Origin of the sequence: Lacticaseibacillus chiayiensis (assembly GCF_004123795.1) — a bacterium.
In the GTDB taxonomy this organism is placed as follows: domain Bacteria; phylum Bacillota; class Bacilli; order Lactobacillales; family Lactobacillaceae; genus Lacticaseibacillus; species Lacticaseibacillus chiayiensis.
Genome location: NZ_MSSM01000015.1, coordinates 64,827 through 90,581 on the forward strand (window position 1 = coordinate 64,827; position 25,755 = coordinate 90,581).

Here is a 25,755-nt window from a genome sequence, read left to right on the forward strand (position 1 = left end):
AAAATCCTGCATTAAGGGTAGAAAAAATTTTGTTCGTCCCTGACTGAACAATTATGAGATTTTCTTTCATTTTTAAGCCTATGATACCGGTCTTTTCAAAAAAATTGCCAGACGCGTTTGACGTGTTTGCTTTCCGGTAGTACATTAGACCACAACTAAAAATTGAAAGAGGGATTTACGCTATGAGTCATTGGGATACAAAGTTTGCCCGACGTGGTTTTACATTTGATGATGTGTTGTTGATACCTGCAGAAAGTCATGTTTTGCCTCACGATGTCGATCTGTCTGTACAACTTGCGGACAACTTGAAGTTGAATATCCCAATCATCTCGGCGGGGATGGATACGGTGACCGAAAGTGCGATGGCAATTGCTATGGCACGTCAAGGCGGATTGGGTGTTATTCATAAGAATATGAGCATCGCAGCGCAGGCTGACGAAGTGCTCAAAGTTAAGCGCAGTGAAAATGGCGTCATTGTGGATCCTTTCTTCCTGACAGCCGATAAGCCGGTAAGCGATGCAGAAGCATTGATGAAAAAGTATCGTATCAGCGGTGTGCCGATTGTGAATAACACAACCGATCGCAAGCTGACCGGCATCATTACTAACCGTGATTTACGGTATGTCGACGACAAGAGCGTCCTGATTGACACCGTGATGACAAAGGAAGGTTTGGTCACGGCTCCGGCAGGTACTTCCATTAAAGATGCTGAAGCGATCTTGCAGGCTCGCAAGATTGAGAAGCTCCCGTTGATTGATAAGAACGGTCGACTTAGTGGCTTAATTACCATTAAAGATATTGAAAAAGTGGTTGAATTCCCGCATGCGGCTAAAGATGCACATGGCCGCTTGTTGGTCGCTGCGGCTGTTGGTGTCACCTCCGATACGTTCGATCGGGCGCAGGCCTTGTTAGATGCCGGTGCTGATGCGATTGTCATTGACACCGCTCATGGCCACAGTGCCGGTGTGATTCGCAAGATCAAGGAAATTCGCGAGCATTTTCCACTGGCAACCTTGATTGCCGGCAATGTTGCGACAGCGGAAGCAACGGAAGCACTGTATGATGCCGGTGTTGATGTTGTCAAAGTCGGGATCGGCCCTGGTTCGATTTGTACCACCCGTATCGTTGCCGGTGTCGGTGTGCCTCAGCTGACTGCCGTTTATGATGCTGCTGGGGTGGCACGTAAACGTGGCAAAACGATCATTGCCGATGGTGGGATCAAGTATTCCGGTGATATCGTGAAAGCCTTGGCTGCTGGCGGGAACGCTGTCATGTTGGGCTCACTTTTGGCCGGAACCGATGAAGCACCTGGCCAGTTTGAAATTTATCAAGGCCGACGTTTCAAGACTTATCGTGGCATGGGTTCGCTGGGCGCGATGGCGCAGGCGCATGGTTCAAGTGATCGCTACTTCCAAAGTGGCGTCAACGAAGCCAACAAGTTAGTTCCTGAAGGGATCGAAGGGCGAGTTGCTTACAAAGGCAGTCTCGGCGATGTGATCTTCCAGATGCTCGGCGGTATTGAATCCGGGATGGGCTATGTCGGCGCACCAAACCTGAAAGAGCTGCAAGACAACGCACAGTTCATCCAGATTACCGGCGCTGGCTTACGCGAAAGCCATCCGCATGACGTTCAGATCACGCGCGAAGCACCGAACTATTCGGTTCAATAATTTAAGATGTCATTAAAAGAGCTTACAGATACCCTTGATTGTGGTCGTCTGTAAGCTCCTTTTGTATTTACCATTTAACGATTTTGCAATCGCGCCTGATGGATGACCTCAAGCACTTGTGTTCCAAAGGTCGTTGCCACTGTTAAAGGCCACGCACTCGCTGGCGGTGTCGCGGCCAACATCGTCTGTAGCCATTGCGCGGTTGGCAGCAGTTTGATCAAGCGATGACCGGAAAATTGCGTGAATAACAGATTCCTGCTATAGAATTGGATCAAATATTGTTGCAGTTGCCGATCAGCTACCGGTAGCAGTAAATCATTACTATTGTTACGATCACCCAAGAAAAGCGGCAGCGGTGTGAGATCTTTTTGCAGATCAAAGGGCCGGTGCTTGTGAGTGGCGGCCATCTCCGGGGTGAGGCGCATCATGAACACAAGCTTGCGAGCCGCGGCCCACAGCAACATGTTAGCAATGCTGACATCGGCAGACGTAACCGCAAACGCTGCATGGCGTGCTGCCGGGCTGACCAGTGCCTGATGCAAAAGTGGCTTGAGTCCGCCGATTTGCTGCATATCAGGCCAAATAACCTGTAGTTGCTGCACGCCGTCTAACCAGTGAAGGTGCGTGGCAAGGCGCAATGTTAACCAGTTGGCTTGCCAGGACAAGAGCCAATAGGTGCTGCCGCTGGTATGCGCGATATTGACACCGGCGATCCGCATGTCCCGAGGCAGACTGGCGGCCACAACATTGGTTAAATTTTCCAAAAATGCCACCTCCTTTTAATTATGACTAGCTGGAACCCCCGTGACTTTAGCCATGGGATGGATAGGCCCTCTCTCAACGCCCACAACCCGCATTTTCTTAGGCTTTTCGTAAAGAATTCCCGGTTCAATTTTGGTACAATGGACATTGATGCGACAGCCCTTACCGATTCGTTCTATAAATGGAGTTAAAAACATGAAGATATTAATTGTTGACGATGATAAAGAAATCGTTGAATTACTAAGCATTTACGTTAAAAACGAAGGTTATGAACCTATTCAAGCATACTCGGGAAAAGAAGCGATTACCAAACTCGTGACGAATCCGGATATTGCCTTGATGATTTTAGATATTATGATGCCGAATATGTCTGGCATGGACGTGGTGAAAGAAGTACGTAAAGATTCACAGATTCCGATTATCATTGTCTCGGCAAAAACGGCGGATATGGACAAGATTCAAGGCCTGATTACCGGCGCTGACGATTATGTGACCAAGCCGTTTAACCCGTTGGAAGTGATGGCGCGCGTCAAGAGTTTGTTGCGTCGGAGCCAAAATGAAGTGACGAACCCCGAGCCGGATGTACTTGAGGTCGGTCCGTTAACCATCAAAAAAGACAGTCATGAAGTGACCACGTTGACTGGCAAACAGATCCAACTGACGGCCTTGGAATTTGGTATCCTGTATTTACTGGCTAGCCATCCCAATAGGGTTTTCTCGGCTGATGAGATTTTTGAGCGGGTTTGGCAACAGGAGTCCATCGTGTCGGCGAAAACCGTCATGGTCCACGTGTCACACCTTCGCGATAAAATTGAAGAGGCGACTGATGGCGAGAAAGTCATTGAAACCGTCTGGGGCGTTGGTTACAAAGTTGAGGCTTAGTTCATGAGCGAAAAAGTCAAACTCACCGCAAAGGAAAAATCCGAACTGTGGATTGAAGGCATTGTAACGGTGATTTTGCTGCTGATGCTGAACTTTGCGTTGTTAGTGTTGATTAACCAAATGATCGCGCACAATCCCGGATTGGAAAATGCCATTTGGGGCGTGAAAATGAATCTGACTTTTGGCCGCGGCGGTTTTCACCTCTGGAGCTGGTCGAATCTTTTTCTGACCATGATGGCGATTGCTGATGTGATTGTCGTGTATTGGCGTTTGGCGCGGCGGTATCGGCAAATGCAGATGCGTCATGTCATCGCTGAGTTGCATTATATTGCGGACGGTCATCTTGACCATCGGATTAAGTTTGAAGTCAACACCGAACTACAAAAGGTTGTCAGCAGCATCAATGCACTGGTTGATTCGACTGTTAATTCGATGGCGGAGGAACGGCGTATTGAGCAAAGCAAGGATGAGCTGATCACGAACGTCAGTCACGATATTCGGACGCCATTAACGTCTATTATCGGTTATCTGGGTTTGATTGAAGACCATCAGTACCGCAGTGATGAAGAGTTGCTCAAATATACGCACACTGCTTATTTGAAAGCCAAACAAATGAAGGTGCTGGTTGAAGACTTATTTGAATATACGAAAGTCAAGTCCACCACCACTAAGCTTAATCCGGTTCGCTTCAACATGATTGCGATGCTGGAACAGCTTGCTGCTAGTTTTGAGCTTGAAGCACACAAGAAGCATATGCGGATCCTTGTCAGTGGCGAGCCGAATCCATTAATGATGGAGGCTGACACCGAGAAGTTGGGACGGGTGTTCAATAACCTGATTGTCAATGCGTTGAAGTACGGTCAAGGCGGGCACCATATTTTTCTGGATGCCCAACGCGTTGGCAGTGAAGTGGTCGTGAAAGTTTCCAATGATGGTGCCCAGATCCCCAACGATGCCTTGAATCAGCTGTTTGATCGGTTCTATCGGGTTGAAGAAAGTCGTTCGCAGGAAACTGGCGGCACAGGATTAGGATTGGCGATCGCCCAAAGCATTGTTGCTCTGCATGGTGGTTATATTTATGCCGATTCCAGTCCGGAGTTGACGAGTTTCGTGATTCATTTACCTTTAAAAGTCGGTGCGTCATTGACTGACAAACAAAAACAATCTAATGAGGAAGCAGGAAAGTCAAAATGAAGAAGTTGTTGCGTGGGTTGATCGCCGCCATGGTAGCGGTACTGATGATTGGTGGTGCTGCTCCGGCAGTTTCGGTTGCTGCTGCGGAAAGTAGCGATACGAATCTGGTCGATGCCAAGGCTGCTGTTGCCATTGAACCCACAACCGGGAAAGTTTTATATGCCAAGAATGCCGATACTGTTTTGCCGATTGCCTCGATGACCAAGATGTTGAGTATTGAGTTGGTTTTGGATGCCATTCAATCAGGGAAAATCAAATGGAACGACAAAGTAACGCTGGACAAGACGATTTGGTCTTTGAGTCAGGATCGCGATCTTAGCAATGTACCGCTACGTCGCGATGGTTCATACTCGGTTCGCGAATTGTACGATGCCTCACTCATTTATTCGGCTAATGCCGCGATGATGCTGCTCGCCAAAACAGTGGCTGGCAGTCAGGAAAAGTTTGTCAATCAAATGACGGCTAAGCTCAAGAGCTGGGGCATTACCGATGCTAAAATTGTTAATGTCACTGGCTTGAATAACAGTCAATTGAAGGACGCCAAAGTACCGGGAACTGGCGATCAGGCGGAAAATGAAATGTCCGCCAAAGATATGGCGCAAGTCGCGCAACACTTACTTAAGGATCATCCGGAAGTTTTGAAAACGACCAGCATCCCTAAACAGACTTTCCGTAAAGGAACCGATGATGCGATTAACATGGAAAACTGGGATTGGATGCTGAAGGGGCTGGTTTCATATGATAAAAATCTGCCGGTTGACGGTTTGAAGACCGGTACTTCCGATGCTGCCGGCGATTGCTTCACCGGTACGGTTGAAAAAAATGGCATGCGAATTATCACAGTTGTCTTACACGCCAATGGAAATGCAAAAACGCGGCGTTTTGACCAAACCAAGAAATTGATGAATCATGTTCTGGAAAACTGGAAGACGATTAAGCTGGCTGATGCTGGTCAAAGTATTAAGGGCTACAGCAACGTCAACGTTAATCGCGGCAAAGAGCGGACAACGCCAATTGCACCGGCCACCAAAGCCATTGCTGTCGTGCCGTCTGATACTGGCAAACAGGCGTTGAAGTATACTTACACACCGGCTAAAGGGATCAAAAAGAATACAGTTGAAGCACCGGTCAAGAAAGGTACGACGATCGGTCATCTGGAAGTAACGGCCAAAGGGGACCAGCTTGGCTTTGTCGGTGGTGCCAAACGCGAAGGAATCACGCTTAAGACCACGAAGACAGATGAAAAAGCTAACTTCTTTGTCCTGATCTTCCGCGGGATTGGTGATTTCTTCGGTAACATTTTCTAAGTAACAACCAGATGTTAAAAGGTGGATGTTTTGGACTCCGGCTGGGGTGCGACACGTTCACCTTTTTGTTAGGGAGGCGGTCATCATGGTGACTTATCACGAAATCACACCGGCCGGGTTGGCAAATCTAAAGCAGGAAGTGGCAGATTTGAAGGCCATTCGTCCGGCAAAGATCAAGAATCTTGCGGAAGCTGCGGCTTTAGGCGATCGTTCCGAGAATGCCGAGTATAGTGCGGCCAAACGAGAATTGCGGCAGTTGGAAGGGCGGCTGCGGTATCTTGATAAGTTGATTCGTTACGCCAAAGTCACAGCGCCGGCAGCAAGCGATATTGCTGACATCGGTAATAAGATTAAGCTCAAATTTAACGATGACAATGATCAGGCCACCTATGAGTTGGTTGGCCCGGCAGAAGCTGGTATGGGCGCTGATAAACTTGCCGTCAACTCGCCACTGGGAGCGGCGGTTCGTCGACATCATGTTGGCGACACCGTGACCGTTACGGCGCCAAGCGGGACTTACCAGGTGACGATTCTTGCGATTCAGGCAGATTAACAATCACCGCCAAGCGATGGCAGCCCGTATGCTATAATGAAGCTTGAAATCACGGCATATAAAAAGGAGCAGCAGCCAATGGCACTATCACTTAGAGCTTGTATTTTATTGTTAAAGGAACACCATTTACTCAAAAGCGCGGCCATCCAAACCACCGAAGATGTCGACATGACCGGTATTGCTTATGACTCACGAAAAGTGTCCGGACCGACGCTTTTTTTCTGCAAGGGTGATAAGTTTCGGCCGATTTATTTGTCGATGGCCAAAGACAACGGCGCCAAAACCTATGTTGCAGAAAAGCCTTATGTTGAAGGCAATGGTTTAAATGCTTTAATTGTCAGAAATATTACCAAAGCCATGGCGATTCTCAGTGCTGCCTTTTTCGACTATCCGCAAGATGACTTGTTTGTTATTGCGTTTACAGGTACCAAAGGCAAAACCACGGCATCTTATTTCACCGAAGCAATTTTGAATGAAGCACGGCCACGGCATATCGCCTTATTCTCGACGATTGACACAGTCGTCGGCCCTGAACCGGACCAGCGATTCAAGTCCAGCCTGACCACGCCGGAAAGCCTGGATCTTTTCCGCGACATGCGCGAAGCCGTTGAAAATGGGATGACGCATTTGGTGATGGAAGTTTCCAGTCAGGCTTACTTGCGAAACCGAGTATTTGGACTGACTTATGATGTCGGCTTTTTCCTGAACATTACGCCTGATCACATTGGCCCGAATGAACATCCGACATTTGCCAACTATCTGCACAATAAACTGCAATTGCTGGTGAACGCCCGCAAAGTCGTGATCAACGCCGAAACCGAACATTTTGATCAGGTTTATGCCGCAGCGACAACGACGACTTATCCGGAAAGTATTTATTTATTTGCTAGCGCCGGCTTCAAGCCTAAGCGCGACGACATTGACATTGATTTTCGCTTTGACAGTCAGGAAGCCGATGTCGCGGAAAGCCGCTTTACATTAGTGCCGGTGACGGAAAAAGCGGCGGCGCTCAATATCGGCGGCCATTATTCGCTAGCGTTGATCGGTGATTTTAATGAAAGTAATGCGACCGCGGCAATCATCGGTGCCGGATTGGCAGGCGTTGATGCATCAGCAGCAGTCCCAGGAATCGCCAAGGTTAAAATTCCCGGGCGCATGGAGCATGTTCAGATTGCCGATCATGGCACGGTGTACGTTGATTATGCCCATAATTATGCTAGTATGAAGGCGCTTTTGTCGTTTTTGAAACGTTCCTACAAGGATCCACGGATGTTGGTTGTGGTCGGGTCACCTGGAGATAAGGGAGTTTCCCGGCGGCCGGGTTTTGCCAAAGTGCTCACCGAACTGGCCACAGAAGCTTATCTGACAACCGACGATCCCGGTTACGAAGATCCTGCTAATATTGTCAATGAAATCGACGGCAAAATTGATCATACCAAGGTGAAGGTTCACAAAGTGCTTGACCGCAAAGAAGCCATCACCGAAGCCATTAAAGCCAGTGGGCCAAAAGATATCGTGGTTGTTGCCGGCAAGGGTGCCGACCCTTATCAGAAGATTCGGGGCGTCAATACGCCATGGCCGACTGATATGGCGGTTGTCAAAGAAGTCGCCGAGTCGTTACAGGAAGGCTGATAATTCATGCGTCAATTTTTTACGGTTATTGGTGGAATGGGGACCCCTGCAACCGAGAGCTACGTGCGGCTGCTCAATCAACGCACGCATGCCCACAGCGATCAGGAATACCTCAACTACATTCTGGTCAATGATGCCACCGTACCGGATCGCACCGACTACATTTTGGATCACAGCAAGCCCAGTTTCTATCCGGACTTGCTTGAGGATATTCAGGCACAGAGCCTACTGAATCCAGAATTTATTGTGATCGTCTGCAACACTGCCCACTATTTTTACGATCAGCTGGCTGACGCAACCCCGATCCCGCTTTTACACATGCCACGTCTGGCGATTCGCGACATGTGCGAGCGGTTTCCGAATGAAAAGCGCATCGGACTGATTGCCACGCAAGGTACCATTAAAGATGGTATTTATAGCCAGGAAATTGAAAATACGGGACGCGAGGTTGTCTTGGGTGATCAAGCACTTCAAGACATGGTCACGGAACTCATCTACAAGTACGTTAAGGAAAGAGGCGAAGTCAATGCCGAATTGTATCATCGCATTTTAAAACGGATGCACGATGATTTTCATGTCAACGTCATCGTGCTTGGCTGCACCGAGCTGTCATTCGCACAGGAAAAAGCTGGCGACCACCCGTATCACGTGATTGATGCCCAGAGTATTATCGTGGACAAGACGCTAGCATTAGGCAAAGCTTTTCGTAAGAGTGAAGCAGAAGGCAAAGCATTGCTGAACCGGATGATGATCCGTTAATCAGTGAGTTTGAAGAAGCACATCAGGAATACCGAGCGAGGTTCGGTTGGTTTCGGGTGTGCTTTTTTCGTTGGTTTTCCGCGATAGACAGCTGTGCAAAGTGCTACTTACTTGTGGTAAGCTTAATAAGTACCCAACAAAGGAGATGGAAAGATTTGGCACATTTAACCAAATTGACGGACACATATACCTTAAACAACGGGGTTAAAATTCCGATTGTTGGCTTCGGCACTTGGCAGACACCTGATGGAGAAGTCGCCAAGCACAGTGTGGAAACAGCTTTGGCGACAGGCTATCGGCATATTGATACAGCTGCGGCTTATGGCAATGAAGACAGCGTTGGCGCTGGTATCAAGGCGTCCGGCGTTCCGCGCGATCAGATCTTTTTGACCACCAAACTTTGGAACGCCAACCATGGCTATGACGCGACCAAAGCAGCCATTGATCAGTCGCTCCAAAAGCTTGGTGTTGACTATGTCGATCTCTATTTGATTCACTGGCCGAACCCGGTTAAGTTTCGGAACAATTGGGAAGAGGCTAATGCCGGTTCGTGGAAAGCGATGGAAGAAGCTTATCAGGCAGGTAAGTTGCGTGCGATCGGCGTTTCGAACTTCCGCGCTAAGCATATCGATGCGTTGCTGAAAACGGCTAATGTCAAGCCGATGGTCAACCAGATTTTCTTGAATCCAAGTGATTTGCAGCCGGAAGTTGTGGCCTATAATCAGGCGCATGATATTTTGAGCGAGGCCTATAGTCCGCTGGGCACGGGCAAGATCTTCAAGGTTGAGGCACTCACAAAGATTGCGGCGCGCTATCACAAGAGTGTTGCTCAAGTGGTACTGCGCTGGTCACTGCAACATGGTTTCCTGCCACTGCCAAAATCGGTGCACGACAACCGGATTAAGGAAAATGCCCAGTTGTTTGACTTTGAGCTGAGCCATCATGACATGACGCTGATTGATGCGCTGCATGGTGAGGCGGGCTTGGCAACGGATCCGGATACGACGAATTTCTAAGCGCAAATTGTTAAGCATCTTGGTATGATGAGCAAACTTTAGGCGACTGGTTCCGTGTCGTGCTAAACTCCGCAATCTCCGGCCAGCTGTCTCGGCGACCGCGTAGCTAGAGTGGTGGGCACGATTGAGGCTCATCTAGCCTACGATTTTGAAACTTTTGACGAATGTTCATGGTGAAACAAATGACGGCACAATTTCGAACGTCTCTGTGAGGATCGTTCGTCTGTGTACTAATTCAAACCTCCAGTTTTGCTCAGTCACATGATAGAGCACAAAACCCCCGCGGCGATTTGTTGCGGGGGTTTTGTCTGTTGTGACGAAATTTATGAAGGTAGGGATGCATGTTGTGTTTTGGCGTTGATCAGTTGGACATTATTTTCGGTTAGGAAGTCGCGGTATTTGGCTTCGACACTGCCGTAGGTGACGATGGCATCGATGTCTTGCAAGGTGCCGTACGTGAGGAGGGAGACGCGGTCGAATTTGGATTGGTCGATGAGAAGAATTTTGCGATGAGCCTTTTTGAAGATTTCGGCTTTGATCAGGTACTCGTTGTATTCTGAATTGGATAAGCCGCGAGTCAATGAAATGCCGGTTGCGGCCATGAATGCTTTGCCGATATTGAAGCGGCTGAAGATGTTCATATCGTCAATGCCGGTGAATGATTGTGTCCGCCGATCGAAATTCATGCCGATGATCACGAGCTTGATGTTCGCAAGCGGCGCGGCTTGATTGATAATCTGCAGATTGTTGGTGACTAAGGTGAACGGAAAATCGGTGGGCAAAAACGCTCCCATTTCTGCAGTGGTGGTTCCGGAATCAATAAAAATCAAATCTTCAGGTTCAATTAATTGAGCGGCAGCACGGCCGATTTGACGTTTCTCGGCAGGTGCCGATAATTTACGTTCGCTATAAACCGTGAGTGCATTGCTTTTTGCGCCACTTGTATTGCTGTTATCGGTCACCCCGCCGTACACTTTTTTAACCGTACCGGCCGCAATGAGGCTTGCCAGATCGCGACGAAGCGTGCTGGGCGCAATGGCAAACTTATCTTCGAGTTCTTTCATAGATGCTGTCTTGACGTCGCTAATATAGGCTTGCATGGCATCAATTCGTTCTTTTCTAAGCATGGCGTTCACCTTCTTCATTTCTAGGACAATTTGATTATAGCACGTAATGAGCATCTTTTGAACAATTTTTGACCAACTTGTAATTTATCATTTGCCGATATTTTCGGGAAAACAATCGTCCGCTGCTAAGTATTGGGATTACACAAAGGTTTTCGAGAAAAATCAGCAACATTTAGCCATGCTATTTACGGGTGGTGTGGCCAAGATCTACCAAATATAACATCGGCTTTTTTTGAAGATCATTCCTGTTTGCTTTAATCATACCATCAAGACGCTTAGAGATTCATCAATTTTACCGGGTTTGTTGATGCTGAGCACTTTATGAACAAATGTTGGGTACTTTTTAGTTGACTTTGAACGGGTGTGCCTATATGATGACAATGTGATCATAAAGTAAGCGTTTAACTACATGTACTAACCAATTTTAGAAAGGTTTGGAGGGCTTGGAAAATGCGCAAAGCAGGAATTGTTAGCGAAAAAGGCGATGCTGCGCTTGCTCAGCAGACGACCGAGGGGATCAAGTCAGAGAAATTGCCTGAATCCGCGCGAAAACGCTTAAGGGTTATCTCCGTTATCGCAACGTTTGGCGGTTTGCTGTTTGGGTATGATACCGGTGTTATCAACGGCGCACTGCCGTTTATGACAAGGGCAGGGGAATTAAATATGTCGCCGTCTATGGAGGGCTTGGTGGCAAGTTCGTTGACGTTGGGGGCAGCTTTCGGGGCAGTTTTAACCGGACGGATTTCTGACCGTAAAGGCCGCCACAAAGTTATCACCGCACTTGCCATGCTTTTCGTGGTATCAACGATTGCATCGGCACTGTCACCAACTGCGCCGATCCTAGCAACAGTTCGGTTCATTTTGGGGTTGGCAGTTGGGGGAGCTTCTGTCATTGTCCCGACTTTCCTTGCCGAGGTGGCACCATCGAATCTTCGGGGCCGGATTGTAACCCAAAACGAATTCATGATTGTTTCCGGTCAGTTATTGGCTTTTGTGTTTAATGCTATTTTAGGGACAACTTTGGGGCACATTCCCGGCATCTGGCGCTGGATGTTAGTTCTGGCTACTGTTCCGGCCATCATTTTGTGGATCGGAATGAATTTTGTCCCGGAATCGCCGCGGTGGTTGGCTGCTAACGGCAAGTTGGATCAGGCGCTGAGCGTTTTGCGGGAGATCAGAACAGAAGATCAGGCCAGGGATGAAATGGAAAAGATCCAGATCTCCTTGAAGTCGGCACAGGAAGTCAAGAGCGCGTCGCTTGCCGACTTGAAAATTGGCTGGATCAGACGGCTCGTGTTAATCGGCATCGGCTTAGGCATCATGCAGCAGATTGTCGGCATCAACGTCATGATGTATTACGGCACCACAATTTTACAGACGACTGGGTTTGGCCAGAACGCGGCACTGATTGCCAATATTTTAAACGGGGTAACATCTGTGGTCGCAACCATCGTGACCATGCATTTAATGAGCAAGTACAAGCGACGTCAAATGTTATTAACCGGTATTTCCGGCACGTTGTTCTCACTTGTCGGTATTACCCTGACCAGCCATTTTCTGGCCGGCAGCCCGATGTTACCTTATTTCACGATCATGCTGACAATTATCTATCTAGCCTTCTTCCAAGGGGCATTAGGACCGCTCACATGGTTGCTCCTGTCTGAAATTTACCCGGCACGGATTCGCGGGCTGGGGATGGGTTTTGCCACCTTCTTCTTATGGATCGGCAACTTCTTTGTCGGTTATTTCTTCCCAGTCATGCTGGCAGGCATTGGGATGTCGAATACATTCCTAGTCTTCGTTGGCGCCAATATTATTTCACTGATTTTTGCTTGGCGGTTCGCACCGGAAACAGCCGGCCGGTCGCTGGAAGAAATCGAATTGGACAACAAGTTCGACGACAAGTTCCCGGAGAAAAGCAAAATCAACAAAAATTAAGTTTCATAAGTCAATTTGTTTGAAAATGTAAGCGCTTCATATCATTCTTGAAAAGAACCATGAAAGGAGTCAGTTTCCATGACAACGCAACAAGCAGTCAAGACACTTAAGAATTTTATCAATGGTAAGTGGGTCGATGCCAAAACCGATACCTACGAAGATGTGTACAATCCGGCAACAGGTGAGGTCTTGGCCCATGTCCCTCATTCGAGCAGCGAGGATGTTGCCGATGCGGTTGCTGCAGCAAGTGCCGCCTTTAAGACATGGCAACGAATGTCGATTCTTAAACGGGCAAAAATCCTGTTCAAATATCAACAATTGCTGGTCGAACATCAGGAGGAACTGGGCCGGATCGTCACCCAAGAAAACGGTAAGAGCCTCAGCGAAGCCGTTGCTGAAGTCGGCCGCGGCATCGAAAATGTGGAATTTGCGGCAGGGGTACCGACGTTAATGATGGGCGATTCCTTAACCACCGTGGCAACTGATGTTGAGGCCACCAATTATCGTTATCTGGTTGGCGTTGTTGGCGGGATTACGCCGTTCAACTTTCCGATGATGGTTCCGTGTTGGATGTTTCCGATGGCAGTCGCAACCGGTAATACCTTTGTCTTGAAACCATCTGAAAAAACGCCACTGACGAGTCAGCGCTTGGTCGAATTGTTCCAGGAAGCCGGCCTGCCTGATGGGGTGCTGAACATCGTCAATGGATCCGTTGATGTTGTGAATGGCCTTTTGGATCATCCTGATGTTAAAGCCATCAGTTTTGTCGGTTCCGAACGTGTCGGTGAATATGTGTACAAGCGCGGCAGTGAACACTTGAAGCGCGTTCAGGCACTGACCGGCGCCAAGAACCACACGATTGTTTTGGCAGATGCGGATCTTGATGCCGCTGTGAAAGGGATTATCAGCTCGTCATTCGGATCCGCTGGCGAACGTTGCATGGCGACTTCGGTCTTGGTGCTACAAGATAGCATCGCGGATGAATTCATGACGAAATTTACACAGGCTGCCAAAGACATCAAGATTGGCAATGGCTTAGACAAAGGCGTCTTTCTTGGACCGGTGATTCGTCAGGAAAATCAGGAACGGACCTTGAACTATATCAAGACCGGCGTTAAAGAAGGGGCCAAACTCGTGTTGGATGGTTCGGAGGAAGCCAAAAAACGTGACGGTTACTTTGTTGGGCCAACCATTTTTGAAGATGTCAAAACGGATATGACTATCTGGCACGACGAAATGTTTGCACCGGTGCTTTCGGTGATGCGGGCAAAAGACTTGCCAGAGGCCGTTGCGATTGCGAACAGCTCAGAGTTGGCTAACGGCGCTTGCCTCTTTACGGATTCAGCTGCATCCATTCGTTACTTCAGGGAAAATATCGATGCTGGCATGTTGGGGATTAATCTTGGCGTTCCGGCACCAATCGCAGTCTTCCCATTTTCCGGATGGAAGCACTCGTTCTTCGGCACGCTGCACGCAAACGGTAAAGACAGTGTGGATTTCTATACGCACAAGAAAGTGGTTACGGCACGCTACGATCAAAGTCGGTTCAAGTAGAACTTGATAGATTTGATAAAGAGAGGGGCTTTAACCATGAGCTTATTGTATCGAAAGCAAAATCAGGAGATTCTTCCTGGTGTGCATTTGATTCAGGATATCAGTACGGCAAATTCGCCGATGAAATATACGTCTGTTAAGGTGTTGGAACTTGATGCGAATAGCTCCTATGCCGAAACTTTGGGTGATTTTGAGGCAGGCATCGTTGTTCTGGCAGGGAAAGTAACTGTAACAGCTGATCAACAGCGGTTTGAAGGCATTGGCCAGCGTCAATCGGTTTTTGACAAAATACCGACAGATAGCGTTTATGTTGGCACCGGTTTGCCGTTCAGTGTGACGGCACAAACGGCAGCCAAGATTTTAATTGCCTATTCGCCAACCACAACGTCATTTCCGGTTCGACTGCTCAAAGGTGACATTCATCAAATCGAGCATCGCGGCAAGTATCAAAATAAACGACTGGTGCAAAATATCTTGCCTGATGACCTACCATTTGCAGATAAATTGTTACTGGTGGAGGTTTATACGGATTCGGGCAACTGGTCAAGTTATCCGCCGCATCGCCATGACCATGACAACCTGCCGACGGAATCTTTACTGGAAGAAATCTATTATCACGAAATGCAACCAAAGCAGGGATTTGTTTTTCAGCGTGTCTACACAGATGATCACTCGCTCGATGAAACGATGACCGTTCAAAACCAAGACGTCGTGATTGTTCCTAAAGGCTATCATCCCGTCGGCGTTCCGGACGGGTATGACAGTTACTACCTCAACATTATGGCAGGACCGACCCGCGTTTGGCATTTCCATAATGCCCCGGAGCATGCGTGGATTATTGATCGAAAGTAGAAACTGTTGATGCGCAAGGGAGGATGCATTTTAGATGTCTAAAAAATTTGATTTGATTGCCATTGGCCGAGCAGCCGTTGATTTAAATGCGGTTGAATACAATCGGCCATTAGAAGAAACCAAGACCTTCGCGAAGTTTGTTGGCGGCTCGCCAGCTAATATTGCGATCGGTTCCGCCAAACTAGGTCAAAAAGTCGGCTTTATTGGTAAGGTGTCAGATGATCAACTGGGACATTATGTGACCCAATACATGTCTGAAGTCGGCATCGACACATCACAAATGGCTAAAGATGAAGACGGCCACAAAATCGGCTTAACGTTTACCGAAATCATCAGCCCTGAAGAAAGCGACATTTTAATGTATCGCAATGAAGCGGCTGATTTATATTTATCAACCGATGACGTGTCCAAAGACTACTTGGCCCAAGCACGAATGCTCGTTATCTCAGGAACCGGATTAGCGCAAAGCCCGTCACGAGAAGCGATTCTAAAAGCACTTTTGTTGGCGAAAGAGCTTGGCGTCGAAGTCATTTTTGAACTGGATTATCGACCATACACTTGGCAAAACGCCGAGGAAACCAGCCTGTATTACCAACTTGTTGCTCAAAAAGCCGACGTTATTATCGGTACCCGCGATGAATTCGATGTTTTGGAAAATCAGCAGGGCAATACCGATGAGCAAACAATCGCAACGTTATTCCAATACGACGCCAATCTGATCGTCATCAAGAGTGGCGTTCAGGGATCGAATGCTTACACCAAAGCAGGCGACAAGTATCATTTTGGCATTTTCAAAACGAAGGTGCTAAAGAGCTTTGGCGCAGGTGATTCGTTTGCAGCCGGGTTCCTGTATGCGTATAGCCACCAGCTGGATATTGAAACAGCCTTGAAATATGGGAGTGCTGCGGCATCGATCGTCATTAGCCAATTAAGTTCTTCAGAAGCAATGCCGAACTTAGCGCAGCTGACCGAGTTTATTCAAAAGGCGGAGACGCAGGAGGTGCATTAAGGATGAGCGCAATGGAGTTGGAGCCGCAAACAAAAGTATCGCAACGGTCCGCACCTGGCACTGTCCGGCTAACGACCGCGCAGGCATTGGTTCGCTTTTTAAACCAACAATATATTGATGTAGATGGAAAAGTGACACCCTTTGTTGAAGGCATTTTCGCGATTTTCGGACACGGTAATGTGCTGGGACTAGGAGAGGCTTTACAGGAAGATCCCGGTCACCTGAATGTTTATCAGGGGCACAACGAGCAAGGCATGGCCAGCACGGCGATTGCATACAGTCGCCAATTGTATCGCCATAAGATTTTTGCGGTGACAGCTTCGGCAGGCCCTGGTTCGGCAAACTTTGTCACGGCGGCTGGCAATGCTTACGTCAACAATATTCCGATTCTCTTTTTACCAGCCGACACGTTTGCCACACGCCAGCCGGATCCGGTTTTGCAGCAGATCGAAGTGGATGGCAGCGCAACGACGACCACAAATGATACGTTGAAACCAGTATCCAAGTATTGGGATCGCGTGGAGCGGCCGGAGCAATTGATGACGGCGTTGCTTAAGGCTTTTGAAGTGTTAACCAACCCTGCAACGGCCGGGCCGGTGACAATTGCCTTGCCACAAGACACTGAAGGGGAAGCATTTGATTATCCGCTGAGTTTCTTCAAGAAGCGCGTTCATGTCGTGAAACGAATTCAACCAAGTGCAGCAGAATTGGCAGAAGCAACTCGGCTAATCAAGGCAAGCCGCCATCCGGTTTTGATCATCGGCGGTGGGGCCAAGTTCAGCGAAGCGGGTCCCGCAATCGAGGCGTTTTCCGACAAATTGAAGATTCCGATTGTTGAGACCCCGACAGGCAAATCAACGGTTTCGGCTGCATTTCCAAACAATATGGGTGGCACCGGTGTCTTGGGGACACCTGCCGCCAACGATGTGATTGCCAAGGCCGATTTGATCATTGGTGCGGGCACACGGTATACGGATTTTACGACCGCATCCAAGACAGCCATTGATCCAGAGAAAACGAACATTATTAACATTAATCTGAATCGCATGCAGTCCTACAAATTCGATGGCTTTCCGGTAGTTGCCGATGTCCGCGATACCTTGACGCAACTGACAGACGCACTGACAGACTATCAAAGCGAATTCACCGATTTGGCGGATACTAAAGCGGCGTGGCAAAAGGAACGCGAGCGGCTGGCACACACGAATTATGATGCGGCAGACTTTACCCCTGAAGTTAAGAATCAGTTCACACCCGAGACTTTGGCAGAGTATGCCGAAAAGCTGAAAACCCACTTTACCCAAACTGAAGCAGTCATTGCGGTTAACGACACGATTGATCCAAACAGTATCATGGTTGCCGCGGCTGGTTCACTGCCAGGCGATGTGCAACGTATCTGGGATCCGATTGAACCGAACACCTATCACATGGAATATGGTTATTCCATGATGGGGTATGAAGTTCCAGCGGCCTTGGGCGTCAAGCTGGCGGAACCTGATAAAGAAAGTTATGCCTTGGTCGGGGATGGCAGCTTTATCATGCTGCATTCAGAGCTTGTCACCGCATTGCAGTATCACAAGAAGATCAATATTTTAGTTTTTGATAATTCCGGATTTGCGTCCATTAATAATTTGCAAATGGCACAGGGCAGCAATAGCTATTTGACCGAATTCAGGACAGCCGACCATGATATTTTGACCATTGACTTTGCCAAAATTGCGGAAGGTTATGGTGCCAAAACGTACCATGCCAATGATCGCGCAAGTCTGGTGGCCGCTTTGGAGGATGCCAAGAAGCAGACTGTTTCAACGTTAATTGACATCAAGGTGCTGCCGAAAACCATGACGCAAGGTTACGGTCAAAGTTGGTGGCGTGTCGGCGTGTCTGAAGTTTCTGACAATCCGAAAGTCCAAAAGGCGTATCGGGCCATTCAAGAAGGTATTGATCAGGCGTTTAAATACTAGGAGAAAACAGCAAAAGGAGCGATCAACATGGTTGTCAAAGTTGGTGTTATCGGAACAGGTGCAATGGGACGCGCGCATATTGATCGGCTGACAAATGTGTTAACCGGTGCAAAAGTGGTGGCAGTCACAGATATTAATCAGGAAGCGGCAGAAGCTGCTGTGCACGATTTTAAGCTGGATGCAAAAGTTTATCCTGACGACACGAGTTTGCTACAAGATCCGGATATTGATGCGGTCTTTGTTGTCAGTTTTGGCGGGGCACATGAAGCAACTGTTCTCAAAGCTTTGGACACGGACAAGTTCATTTTCACGGAAAAACCATTGGCAACAACCTTGGAGGGGGCCAAGCGCATTGTCGACAAGGAAATGACCAAACCGCGAAAAGTTATTCAGGTCGGATTCATGCGTCGTTATGATGAAGCCATTCACGAATTGAAAACCAAGTTGGATTCCGGAATCATCGGTAAGCCACTGGTTGTTCGGGCGAGTCATATCAATCCGGATGTAGCAGCAAACTATTCCAATGAAATGGCCATTACGGATACTTTGATTCATGAAATCGATGAGATGCATTGGTTGCTTGACGATGATTATGCATCAATTCAAATCACCTATCCGCGTCAGTCGAGCAAGGTGAACAATGAAGGACTGCGTGATCCGCAACTTGCAACGTTGACAACTAAAAAAGGCGTGGTTGTTCAAGTGTTGGTTCATGTGACCGCGCAATATGGTTATGAGGTCAAACTTGAAGTGGTCGGGGAAACAGGCGAGTTGAAGTTGCCGGATGACGGTTTTGCCCCGATTGTCCGCACGCAGGCAACGCAGCAAACTGCAATCGAGACAAGTTGGGTCAAGCGGTTCCTGCAGGCATATAACACCGAAGTGCAGGAGTTTATCAATCAAGTAGCCCAAAATCAATCGCCAATCGGTCCAAGTGCATGGGAAGGCTATATTGCGGCGGTGACCGCTGAAGCAGGTATCCGTTCGCAAAAAGATCAAGAACCGGTTCTGATCAATGTTGCTACAACCCCGGCATTTTATCAGAAGAAGCAAGCTGTACAGGCTTGAACAGCCAAACAAATATGAATTAGGGAGGATTTAGATGATGGCTCAACGGACAGTGAAAATCGGCATTGTAGGGTTAGGAAGATTGGGGAAAATACACGCGACTAATCTGGCGACCAAGATTCCGCACGCTAAATTGCAGGCAGCGACGAGTGTTGTTCCAGCGGAGTTAGCTTGGGCGCGCGACAATCTCGGCGTTGAAGAAACCTATGAGGATTTTGACGATATGGTGCAAAACGCAGATATCGATGCTGTGTTTATTGTGTCGCCTTCAGGGTTCCATTTGCCGCAAATTGAAAGCGCTATGAACGGTGGCAAACACGTCTTCAGTGAAAAACCAATCGGCTTGGATCTTGATGCGATTAAACACACGCAGGCTGTGATTGATCAGCATCCTGACTTGAAATTCCAGCTTGGCTTCATGCGTCGGTTCGATGATTCTTATGTTTACGCGAAACAATTGGTGGACGAAGGCAAAATCGGCGACATCACGCTCATTCGCAGTTACAGCATTGATCCGGCTTCCGGCATGGAAAGTTTCGTGAAGTTTGCGACCTCGGCCAATAGCGGCGGGCTATTCTTGGACATGTCGATTCACGATATTGATGTGATTCGTTGGTTCACCGGCAAAGAAATCGATAAAGTTTGGGCGATCGGCTTGAACCGGGCTTATCCGGTTTTGGATCAGGCAGGCGAGTTGGAAACCGGTGCCGCATTAATGCAGCTTGAAGATAAGACGATGGCAATTTTGGTAGCAGGACGCAATGCCGCCCACGGGTACCATGTCGAAACCGAAATTATTGGCACCAAAGGGATGTTGCGGGTTGCTCAGGTACCGGAAAAGAATCTGGTGACCGTCATGAATGAAGAGGGGATCATTCGACCGACTTCCCAGAACTTTCCGGAGCGCTTTGCTCAAGCTTTTTTGAGTGAAGAGCAGGCGTTTGTTGATAGCATTTTGAAGGATACTTCTGTCGGTATTACGGCAGAAGATGGCTTGCAAGGCACAAAAGCGGCATTGGCTTTGCAGCAGGCATTTGAAAAAGAAGATATTGTCAAAGTTGCGGATGTGGATAAAAAGGTGGGTGCTTAAATTGACGATAGAGCTAGGAATTGCGCCAATTGGTTGGACAAATGACGATATGCCGGAATTAGGCAAAGAAGTGACATTTGAACAAGCGATTGATGAGATGGCGTTGGCGGGTTACCAAGGAACTGAAGTAGGCAATAAATACCCGAAAGATCCAGCAGTGCTAAAACATTATCTGGCATTACGCCATCTGAAAATTGCCAGCGCGTGGTTTAGTGCCTTTTTGACCACCAAGCCATATGAGGAAACCGAAGCTGCCTTTATCAAGCATCGTGACTTCCTTCACGCGATGGGTGCCAAAGTGATCGTTGTTGCTGAACAGGGACATAGCGTTCAGGGAATGCTGGACAAAGCTGTTTTTGCTGACAAACCGCATTTCACTGACGAAGAGTGGCAAAAGTTGGCAACCGGGTTAGAGCGGCTAGGTGACCGGGCACATGAGGTAGGGATGCAAATTGTGTATCACCATCATATGGGTACCGGTGTCCAGACAACGGCGGAGATCGACAAATTGATGGCAATGACGGATCCGGACAAGGTTTCACTTTTGTTCGATACCGGGCATCTGGTTCTGTCCGGTGAAGATCCATTAGACATTTTCAACCGCTACCAAGATCGGATTAAGCATATTCACTTTAAAGATGTCCGTGCTGAGCAAGCCAAACAGGAACGAACTGAGAACATGAGTTTCCTGGCAGGCGTCAAAAACGGGATGTTTACGGTACCGGGGGATGGCATGATTGATTTCAAACCGATCTGGAAAGCTATTCAAAAGAGCAACTATAGCGGGTGGATTGTGGTTGAAGCCGAGCAGGATCCGGCAAAGGCAAATCCGCTTGAATATGCTTTGAAAGCAAAGCAATACTTGGATACCATCATGGCAATCCCGCAAGCAGTTTAAGGGGTTCGATTTAGAAGGGGTATGGTTTTTATGGCGTTGATACCAGCAACAACATTGATGCAGGCCGCACTGGCTAACCACGATGCAATTGGTCATTTTAATATTAATGGTCCCGACTGGCTGGAAACGTATCTTAACGTTGCTGAAGAAACCAAAACGCCGATTATTGTGGCAACTTCCGATCGGATTATGGATTTTCTCGGGGGATTCGACTTCATGTCCCAGTATGTGCGCTTCATGATCCAGGCGTTGCGCATTACTGTGCCGGTCGTCCTTCATCTGGATCATGGGTTATCTGTCGAGCACGTTTTTCAGGCCATCGATGCCGGCTATACGTCGGTCATGTTTGATGGCTCAAAGCTGCCCATTGATGAGAATGTTGCCTTAACCAAAAAGGTGGTTGCCTATGCGCATCAACGTCATGTGTCAGTTGAAGCAGAAGTTGGCAGCGTTGGTGGGAACGAGAATGGCCTGATCAACGGGGTTCGTTATGCCAGCGTGACGGATGCGGTCAAAATGGCTGCCACCAGTATTGATTCGTTGGCTGCAGCACTAGGTTCGGTTCACGGCGATTATGTTGGGCGGCCAAAACTTAATTTTGAGCGGATGGCAGCGATTGCTGAAGCAACCAAACTACCGCTGGTTCTGCACGGAGCGTCAGGTATTCCTGATGACCAGATTCAGCAGGCGATTCAAACCGGAACGGCCAAAATCAACATCAATACAGAAGTGAACACCGTGTGGACGGAAGCAGTTGCCAAAGCGCTTCAACAAAAACGCTCCGGTCACGATCCACAGCCAATTCTCACAGCAGGCAAACAAGCGATGGCACGCCTAGTTGAAAGTAAAATGAACGACTTTCACATTTTGGGGAAAAGTGACCGCCTAACTGCGATGAGATGATAGTTTGCCGACATTGCGTTTTGACTGTTTTTAAAGTGACGGATGGTGCAACGCGGCAGTCGGTAACGTGAATTAGGGGGGGATTTTATGCCATTAGTTCGTTTTGACATGCTAAAAGGCCGATCACCTGAAACGATTCAGCAGATTTTGCAGATCACACATGAGGTCATGGTGGCAACTTTTAACGTACCGGAGCGTGACCGGTATCAAATTGTCCATCAGCATGAACCTTACGAAATGGTGATTGAGGATACCGGTTTAGGCATACCGCGATCAGATAAGGTTGTGGTGCTTTCACTAGTTAGCCGCGTGCGAACTGTTCCTCAGCTAAAAGCATTCTATGCGGAATTGGCAGAGCGCTTGTCGGCAGCCGGTTTGGTAGACAAAAACGATCTTATGATCAATGTGTCATTTACCAACGACCAAGGATGGAGTTTCGGCCAGGGAAAAGCACAATTTCTGGATGGTAGTTTGTAGTTGAATCATAAAGACAGATCAAAGATGCCTTGGCCGCTTCTGGAATTTTGCTGGAGGATGGACAAGGCATCTTTTTGATGTGAGCGTAAGCAGGTTTTTGCGACTGCGAGCACGTTAAAGAAAGCAGAGGTGTTAGACATGACGATTCAAATAGAAAAAATGGCCTTAAATCGAAAAGTGGCACAGAATCGCTCACTTGAGCGTTTTTTCCAGTTGACGGCGGAAGTGGGTATGCACCAGGTGGAGTTGCGCAATGATATGACCGGATCCGATGCTCCCGAGACAGTGATTGATCAGATGTCGGCGGCGGATTTTAATACGTTAAGAGCCAATTATGGGATGAAGATTCTAACAATTAACGCGGTACAACAATTCAATCAACCGGCGAAGTTAGTCGAAAATCGCCAACTTTTGACAGGTTTGGCTGAGTTGGCGGTTCAAATTGGCAGCCCGGCCATTATCTTTGTACCGGAAGTTAACCCGCAAGATACCCGAACACCGCAACAACGTCTTGAAGACGCGGCCCATCATCTGCAGGTGTTTGGCGATATTTTGGCTAATTATCATCTTACCGGGTTGATTGAACCACTTGGCTTTATGGCGAGCACGATGCGGTATCCGTGGACGGCGCTGCGGGCAATCGAATTGTCTGGGCGCACGGAATTCAAATTGACGATTGACACCTTCCATTTCTTTTTGGCGCATATAACGGCGGCTCAATTTAAAGCAAACGTTGATGTGAAACGGATCGGGCTCGTGCATTTGTCTGGCATTGAGCCGATTCACGAGTTGCGGGAAGTCTTGGATGAGGATCGGATGCTGATCACGGATTGCGACATGATGCAAAACGTGGAACAAGTGCACCTATTCGAGTCGCTGGGCTATCGTGGTGACTATTCGTTTGAACCATTTTCGACGCGGTTGGCGGATGAAAGCAACGAGCAGCTGGCGAACGAGATTGCCGCAAGTATTAACTTGTTAAATCAACCAACAGCGATGGAGGTGTGATCGTCATGAAACTAGCTTATGATCCTTCGATGTTTCGCGACACCATGACGTTGAAGCAAATGTTTGATGAGGTCGCCCGTTTAGGCTACGAATATATTGAACTGTCGCCGCGCCGGGATTTCATTTGGTTCTATGAATATCCAGTTGCTGACACAGCTTTGATTAAGCAAGTGAAACGGTATGCCCAGGATGCCGGCGTCAAAATTTCTTCCGTGCTTCCGGTGCAGCAATGGTCATCACCTGATGAACAAGAGCGCGAGTTTGCTGTCCGCAATCTGAAACGCACGATTGAAATCACGGCACGGCTGGGGGTCAAAGTTTTGAACACAGAATTTTCCGGCGATAAGTTCCAGCCGCTGGTTTCGCAAGGGCAGTGGTACAAATCCATGGAGGAACTGGCACCGGTATTTGAAAAGAACGGCATCAAGTTGGAAATTCAGCCGCATCCCAATGATTTTATCGAATCCAATTTGGCAGCGACACGTTTAATTCGATCGCTGGATGTGGATTGGGTGCATCAAGTTTGGTGCAGCTCGCGTGCCTTTTATATGGATGATGGACACGGTGATATTCGCCAGCAGTTCGCCGAGTCCGGTGATCTGATTACACATGTGCTAATTGCGGATACGCTTAACCACAAAGGTAATCAGGGACTGCGCTACATTATTAATCCGCCGGGCGCACCGGTCACGATCCATCAGCACTTAAATCCGGGTGAAGGCGAAGTCGATTTTGCCACGCTTTACGCCGTCTTGCGGGAGCGGCATTTTAATGGCATCTTCACCAACAATGTGTTTGCTTGGCCCGACAAGGTTGACTGGTCAAATAAAATCACGTTGCAGTCGATTAAAAATGGGCTGCAGATCTGACAGTTGCGGCACTCGGCGAATGCTGCAGCTAAAATGACTTGATATTTCAATTCCAAAACGACACCTGATGAATGATTGATCAGATGTCGTTTTTGTATACTTAAGTTGATATAAGCTGTACGTAAAGAGACTATTGCCGGGTCGCATCAATAGTGGCACGGACTCGACGAAAGAGTGGGGCGGTCTGACTGTTGGTTTGAATGGCGCTGATCATGAATAAGGTGTCCATGAGGCTGAGTTCCGCGATTAACGCATGAAGCGCTTCTGTGCGGTAGCGCGATTCTTCAGCAACCGCGACAAAAGCGGCATCGGCCATTTTGGCTAGGCGGGAGGCAGGTGCACCCGTGATGACGATGAGCGGCACGTGTTGCTGTTTGGCCAAGTCGGCTAAGGCAATGGCGTCTTTATCCTCTCCTGAGTGCGACGTCAAAATCATGGCATCGTTGACACCGAGATGTGTCGCCGCCATGAGCTGCATATGATAGTCCGCAGCATAAGCAACAGGAATTGCCGTGCGCAGAAACTTGTGGTAGCCATCTAATGCAACAAGATTGCTGGCGCCTAAACCAAAAAGGCCGAGCCGATCCGCATGGGTGATCCAGTTGACCGCCTTGGCTAACGCAGCAGCATTAAGATTGGCCAAGGTAGTTCGCAGCGCATCAATATTGGAAGTAAAGATTTTTTGCGCTAACGTCTCCACTGAGTCGTCCGGACTGAGCTCAGCAAATAACGTTTGATCCGGCTCTGGCGGCGATTGGACTAACGCCATCCGCAGCGCCTGAAAATTCGGGTAGCCTAACGCCTTGGCAAAACGCGAAATTGTCGCCGTGCTGACCCCGGTCATGGTGCTGAGTTCCGCGATATTTGCCTGACTGGCACGATCCGGATGTGTCTGAAGAAAATCCGCTAATTTTGTTTCCTGCCGACTCAAGTTAGGTTTATAAATCTTTAATTGGACTAAGAAATCGTGCATGTGACCGCCTCCATTTCAAAATTAGTATAGCATTAAATTGCCTTTTTGAAAAATATTTTCGAACTTATTGCTTGATTTTTGTAAATATTTTGCATACAATGGCACCATGATCACGGAGGATCACTTTTGACCCCCGAAAAAGTGGTCTTGGCGCTCACATTAACGCGTTCGCCGGCGCAGAAGCCTGCGTATAAGGACCTTGGTCGCAATGGCAAGGACCGCCATCACGCCCAAGGCCACTTATACTTCG

Annotated in this window: 23 protein-coding genes; 20 read left to right on the forward strand and 3 right to left on the reverse strand. The window is 48.2% G+C overall.

Annotated features, from left to right (window positions below):
• The first annotated feature begins 182 nt into the window (after nt 1-182).
• A complete protein-coding gene (gene guaB / locus BVJ53_RS07130) occupies nt 183-1,670 on the forward strand; it encodes an IMP dehydrogenase (protein WP_129301811.1) in 1,488 nt (495 codons plus the stop codon).
• Between the two features lie 74 nt (nt 1,671-1,744).
• Here guaB and BVJ53_RS07135 read toward each other — a convergent pair whose 3' ends face one another.
• On the reverse strand, nt 1,745-2,434 hold the full coding sequence (locus tag BVJ53_RS07135; RefSeq protein ID WP_129301812.1) for a hypothetical protein: 690 nt from the start codon (nt 2,432-2,434) through the stop codon (nt 1,745-1,747).
• A 193-nt stretch (nt 2,435-2,627) separates the two neighbouring features.
• Between BVJ53_RS07135 and croR the strand changes: the two genes are divergently transcribed.
• The 7 genes from croR to BVJ53_RS07170 all read left to right on the forward strand — a co-directional run bounded on the left by croR (nt 2,628) and on the right by BVJ53_RS07170 (nt 9,775).
• On the forward strand, nt 2,628-3,314 hold the full coding sequence (gene croR / locus BVJ53_RS07140; RefSeq protein WP_010489824.1) for a response regulator transcription factor CroR: 687 nt from the start codon (nt 2,628-2,630) through the stop codon (nt 3,312-3,314).
• Nucleotides 3,315-3,317: 3 nt separating this feature from the next.
• The gene (locus BVJ53_RS07145) at nt 3,318-4,508 is read left to right on the forward strand and encodes a sensor histidine kinase (RefSeq protein WP_129301813.1); all 1,191 of its coding nucleotides are present in this window, start codon (nt 3,318-3,320) and stop codon (nt 4,506-4,508) included.
• Nucleotides 4,505-5,815, forward strand: a complete 1,311-nt coding sequence (locus tag BVJ53_RS07150; protein WP_129301814.1) for a D-alanyl-D-alanine carboxypeptidase family protein — start codon at nt 4,505-4,507, stop codon at nt 5,813-5,815. Before BVJ53_RS07145 ends, BVJ53_RS07150 begins: the two co-directional genes overlap by 4 nt.
• Before the next feature lie 85 nt (nt 5,816-5,900).
• Nucleotides 5,901-6,368 (forward strand): transcription elongation factor GreA, encoded by a 468-nt coding sequence (gene greA / locus BVJ53_RS07155; RefSeq protein ID WP_129301815.1) that lies wholly within the window; start codon nt 5,901-5,903, stop codon nt 6,366-6,368.
• A gap of 78 nt (nt 6,369-6,446) precedes the next feature.
• Nucleotides 6,447-8,000 carry a UDP-N-acetylmuramoyl-L-alanyl-D-glutamate--2,6-diaminopimelate ligase gene (locus tag BVJ53_RS07160; RefSeq protein ID WP_129301816.1) on the forward strand — a complete coding sequence of 518 codons (1,554 nt, stop codon included), beginning with the start codon at nt 6,447-6,449 and terminating at the stop codon, nt 7,998-8,000.
• A gap of 6 nt (nt 8,001-8,006) precedes the next feature.
• Nucleotides 8,007-8,759 carry an aspartate/glutamate racemase family protein gene (locus BVJ53_RS07165; RefSeq protein ID WP_129301817.1) on the forward strand — a complete coding sequence of 251 codons (753 nt, stop codon included), beginning with the start codon at nt 8,007-8,009 and terminating at the stop codon, nt 8,757-8,759.
• Between the two features lie 155 nt (nt 8,760-8,914).
• On the forward strand, nt 8,915-9,775 hold the full coding sequence (locus BVJ53_RS07170) for an aldo/keto reductase (protein ID WP_129301818.1): 861 nt from the start codon (nt 8,915-8,917) through the stop codon (nt 9,773-9,775).
• A gap of 323 nt (nt 9,776-10,098) precedes the next feature.
• On the opposite strand, the gene BVJ53_RS07175 is transcribed toward BVJ53_RS07170, so the two are convergent.
• On the reverse strand, nt 10,099-10,902 hold the full coding sequence (locus BVJ53_RS07175) for a DeoR/GlpR family DNA-binding transcription regulator (RefSeq protein ID WP_129301819.1): 804 nt from the start codon (nt 10,900-10,902) through the stop codon (nt 10,099-10,101).
• Nucleotides 10,903-11,352: 450 nt separating this feature from the next.
• On the opposite strand from BVJ53_RS07175, the gene BVJ53_RS07180 reads away from it, so the two are divergent.
• From BVJ53_RS07180 to BVJ53_RS07235, 12 genes are all read left to right on the forward strand, one after another.
• Complete coding sequence (locus tag BVJ53_RS07180) at nt 11,353-12,840, forward strand: sugar porter family MFS transporter (protein WP_129301820.1); 1,488 nt, start codon at nt 11,353-11,355, stop codon at nt 12,838-12,840.
• A gap of 78 nt (nt 12,841-12,918) precedes the next feature.
• Entirely contained in the window at nt 12,919-14,394 is a 1,476-nt protein-coding gene (locus BVJ53_RS07185; RefSeq protein WP_129301821.1) for a CoA-acylating methylmalonate-semialdehyde dehydrogenase, read from the forward strand.
• Between the two features lie 36 nt (nt 14,395-14,430).
• Nucleotides 14,431-15,246, forward strand: coding sequence for a 5-deoxy-glucuronate isomerase (gene iolB / locus BVJ53_RS07190; protein WP_129301822.1), 816 nt, complete (start codon nt 14,431-14,433; stop codon nt 15,244-15,246).
• A gap of 34 nt (nt 15,247-15,280) precedes the next feature.
• Nucleotides 15,281-16,255 carry a 5-dehydro-2-deoxygluconokinase gene (iolC, locus tag BVJ53_RS07195; RefSeq protein WP_129301823.1) on the forward strand — a complete coding sequence of 325 codons (975 nt, stop codon included), beginning with the start codon at nt 15,281-15,283 and terminating at the stop codon, nt 16,253-16,255.
• 2 nt (nt 16,256-16,257) lie between these two features.
• Nucleotides 16,258-18,219, forward strand: a complete 1,962-nt coding sequence (gene iolD, locus BVJ53_RS07200; RefSeq protein WP_129301824.1) for a 3D-(3,5/4)-trihydroxycyclohexane-1,2-dione acylhydrolase (decyclizing) — start codon at nt 16,258-16,260, stop codon at nt 18,217-18,219.
• Nucleotides 18,220-18,246: 27 nt separating this feature from the next.
• Complete coding sequence (locus BVJ53_RS07205) at nt 18,247-19,287, forward strand: Gfo/Idh/MocA family protein (protein WP_129301825.1); 1,041 nt, start codon at nt 18,247-18,249, stop codon at nt 19,285-19,287.
• A 37-nt stretch (nt 19,288-19,324) separates the two neighbouring features.
• On the forward strand, nt 19,325-20,377 hold the full coding sequence (iolG, locus tag BVJ53_RS07210) for an inositol 2-dehydrogenase (protein ID WP_129301835.1): 1,053 nt from the start codon (nt 19,325-19,327) through the stop codon (nt 20,375-20,377).
• Between the two features lies 1 nt (nt 20,378).
• Nucleotides 20,379-21,275: a myo-inosose-2 dehydratase gene (gene iolE, locus BVJ53_RS07215; protein WP_129301826.1), complete on the forward strand. Its 897-nt coding sequence runs from the start codon at nt 20,379-20,381 to the stop codon at nt 21,273-21,275.
• 30 nt (nt 21,276-21,305) lie between these two features.
• The gene (locus BVJ53_RS07220) at nt 21,306-22,178 is read left to right on the forward strand and encodes a class II fructose-bisphosphate aldolase (RefSeq protein WP_129301827.1); all 873 of its coding nucleotides are present in this window, start codon (nt 21,306-21,308) and stop codon (nt 22,176-22,178) included.
• An 87-nt stretch (nt 22,179-22,265) separates the two neighbouring features.
• Entirely contained in the window at nt 22,266-22,655 is a 390-nt protein-coding gene (locus BVJ53_RS07225) for a tautomerase family protein (RefSeq protein WP_129301828.1), read from the forward strand.
• A 138-nt stretch (nt 22,656-22,793) separates the two neighbouring features.
• Nucleotides 22,794-23,663: a TIM barrel protein gene (locus BVJ53_RS07230; protein ID WP_129301829.1), complete on the forward strand. Its 870-nt coding sequence runs from the start codon at nt 22,794-22,796 to the stop codon at nt 23,661-23,663.
• A 5-nt stretch (nt 23,664-23,668) separates the two neighbouring features.
• The gene (locus BVJ53_RS07235; protein WP_129301830.1) at nt 23,669-24,532 is read left to right on the forward strand and encodes a sugar phosphate isomerase/epimerase family protein; all 864 of its coding nucleotides are present in this window, start codon (nt 23,669-23,671) and stop codon (nt 24,530-24,532) included.
• A 130-nt stretch (nt 24,533-24,662) separates the two neighbouring features.
• Here the strand turns inward: BVJ53_RS07235 and BVJ53_RS07240 are convergent, their stop codons facing one another.
• A complete protein-coding gene (locus BVJ53_RS07240; RefSeq protein WP_129301831.1) occupies nt 24,663-25,505 on the reverse strand; it encodes a MurR/RpiR family transcriptional regulator in 843 nt (280 codons plus the stop codon).
• Nucleotides 25,506-25,755: the final 250 nt, after the last annotated feature.

What these genes read in the sequence shown, in the direction of transcription:
- greA (WP_129301815.1), top strand. Translation starts at nt 5,901, where the DNA reads ATGGTGACTTATCACGAAATCACACCGGCCGGGTTGGCAAATCTAAAG.
- BVJ53_RS07175 (WP_129301819.1), bottom strand. Translation starts at nt 10,902, where the DNA reads ATGCTTAGAAAAGAACGAATTGATGCCATGCAAGCCTATATTAGCGAC.
- iolD (WP_129301824.1), top strand. Translation starts at nt 16,258, where the DNA reads ATGAGCGCAATGGAGTTGGAGCCGCAAACAAAAGTATCGCAACGGTCC.
- BVJ53_RS07165 (WP_129301817.1), top strand. Translation starts at nt 8,007, where the DNA reads ATGCGTCAATTTTTTACGGTTATTGGTGGAATGGGGACCCCTGCAACC.
- croR (WP_010489824.1), top strand. Translation starts at nt 2,628, where the DNA reads ATGAAGATATTAATTGTTGACGATGATAAAGAAATCGTTGAATTACTA.
- iolC (WP_129301823.1), top strand. Translation starts at nt 15,281, where the DNA reads ATGTCTAAAAAATTTGATTTGATTGCCATTGGCCGAGCAGCCGTTGAT.
- BVJ53_RS07150 (WP_129301814.1), top strand. Translation starts at nt 4,505, where the DNA reads ATGAAGAAGTTGTTGCGTGGGTTGATCGCCGCCATGGTAGCGGTACTG.
- BVJ53_RS07220 (WP_129301827.1), top strand. Translation starts at nt 21,306, where the DNA reads ATGGCGTTGATACCAGCAACAACATTGATGCAGGCCGCACTGGCTAAC.
- BVJ53_RS07240 (WP_129301831.1), bottom strand. Translation starts at nt 25,505, where the DNA reads ATGCACGATTTCTTAGTCCAATTAAAGATTTATAAACCTAACTTGAGT.
- iolG (WP_129301835.1), top strand. Translation starts at nt 19,325, where the DNA reads ATGGCTCAACGGACAGTGAAAATCGGCATTGTAGGGTTAGGAAGATTG.
- BVJ53_RS07205 (WP_129301825.1), top strand. Translation starts at nt 18,247, where the DNA reads ATGGTTGTCAAAGTTGGTGTTATCGGAACAGGTGCAATGGGACGCGCG.
- BVJ53_RS07145 (WP_129301813.1), top strand. Translation starts at nt 3,318, where the DNA reads ATGAGCGAAAAAGTCAAACTCACCGCAAAGGAAAAATCCGAACTGTGG.
- BVJ53_RS07185 (WP_129301821.1), top strand. Translation starts at nt 12,919, where the DNA reads ATGACAACGCAACAAGCAGTCAAGACACTTAAGAATTTTATCAATGGT.
- BVJ53_RS07225 (WP_129301828.1), top strand. Translation starts at nt 22,266, where the DNA reads ATGCCATTAGTTCGTTTTGACATGCTAAAAGGCCGATCACCTGAAACG.
- guaB (WP_129301811.1), top strand. Translation starts at nt 183, where the DNA reads ATGAGTCATTGGGATACAAAGTTTGCCCGACGTGGTTTTACATTTGAT.
- BVJ53_RS07180 (WP_129301820.1), top strand. Translation starts at nt 11,353, where the DNA reads ATGCGCAAAGCAGGAATTGTTAGCGAAAAAGGCGATGCTGCGCTTGCT.
- BVJ53_RS07160 (WP_129301816.1), top strand. Translation starts at nt 6,447, where the DNA reads ATGGCACTATCACTTAGAGCTTGTATTTTATTGTTAAAGGAACACCAT.
- BVJ53_RS07230 (WP_129301829.1), top strand. Translation starts at nt 22,794, where the DNA reads ATGACGATTCAAATAGAAAAAATGGCCTTAAATCGAAAAGTGGCACAG.
- BVJ53_RS07235 (WP_129301830.1), top strand. Translation starts at nt 23,669, where the DNA reads ATGAAACTAGCTTATGATCCTTCGATGTTTCGCGACACCATGACGTTG.
- iolB (WP_129301822.1), top strand. Translation starts at nt 14,431, where the DNA reads ATGAGCTTATTGTATCGAAAGCAAAATCAGGAGATTCTTCCTGGTGTG.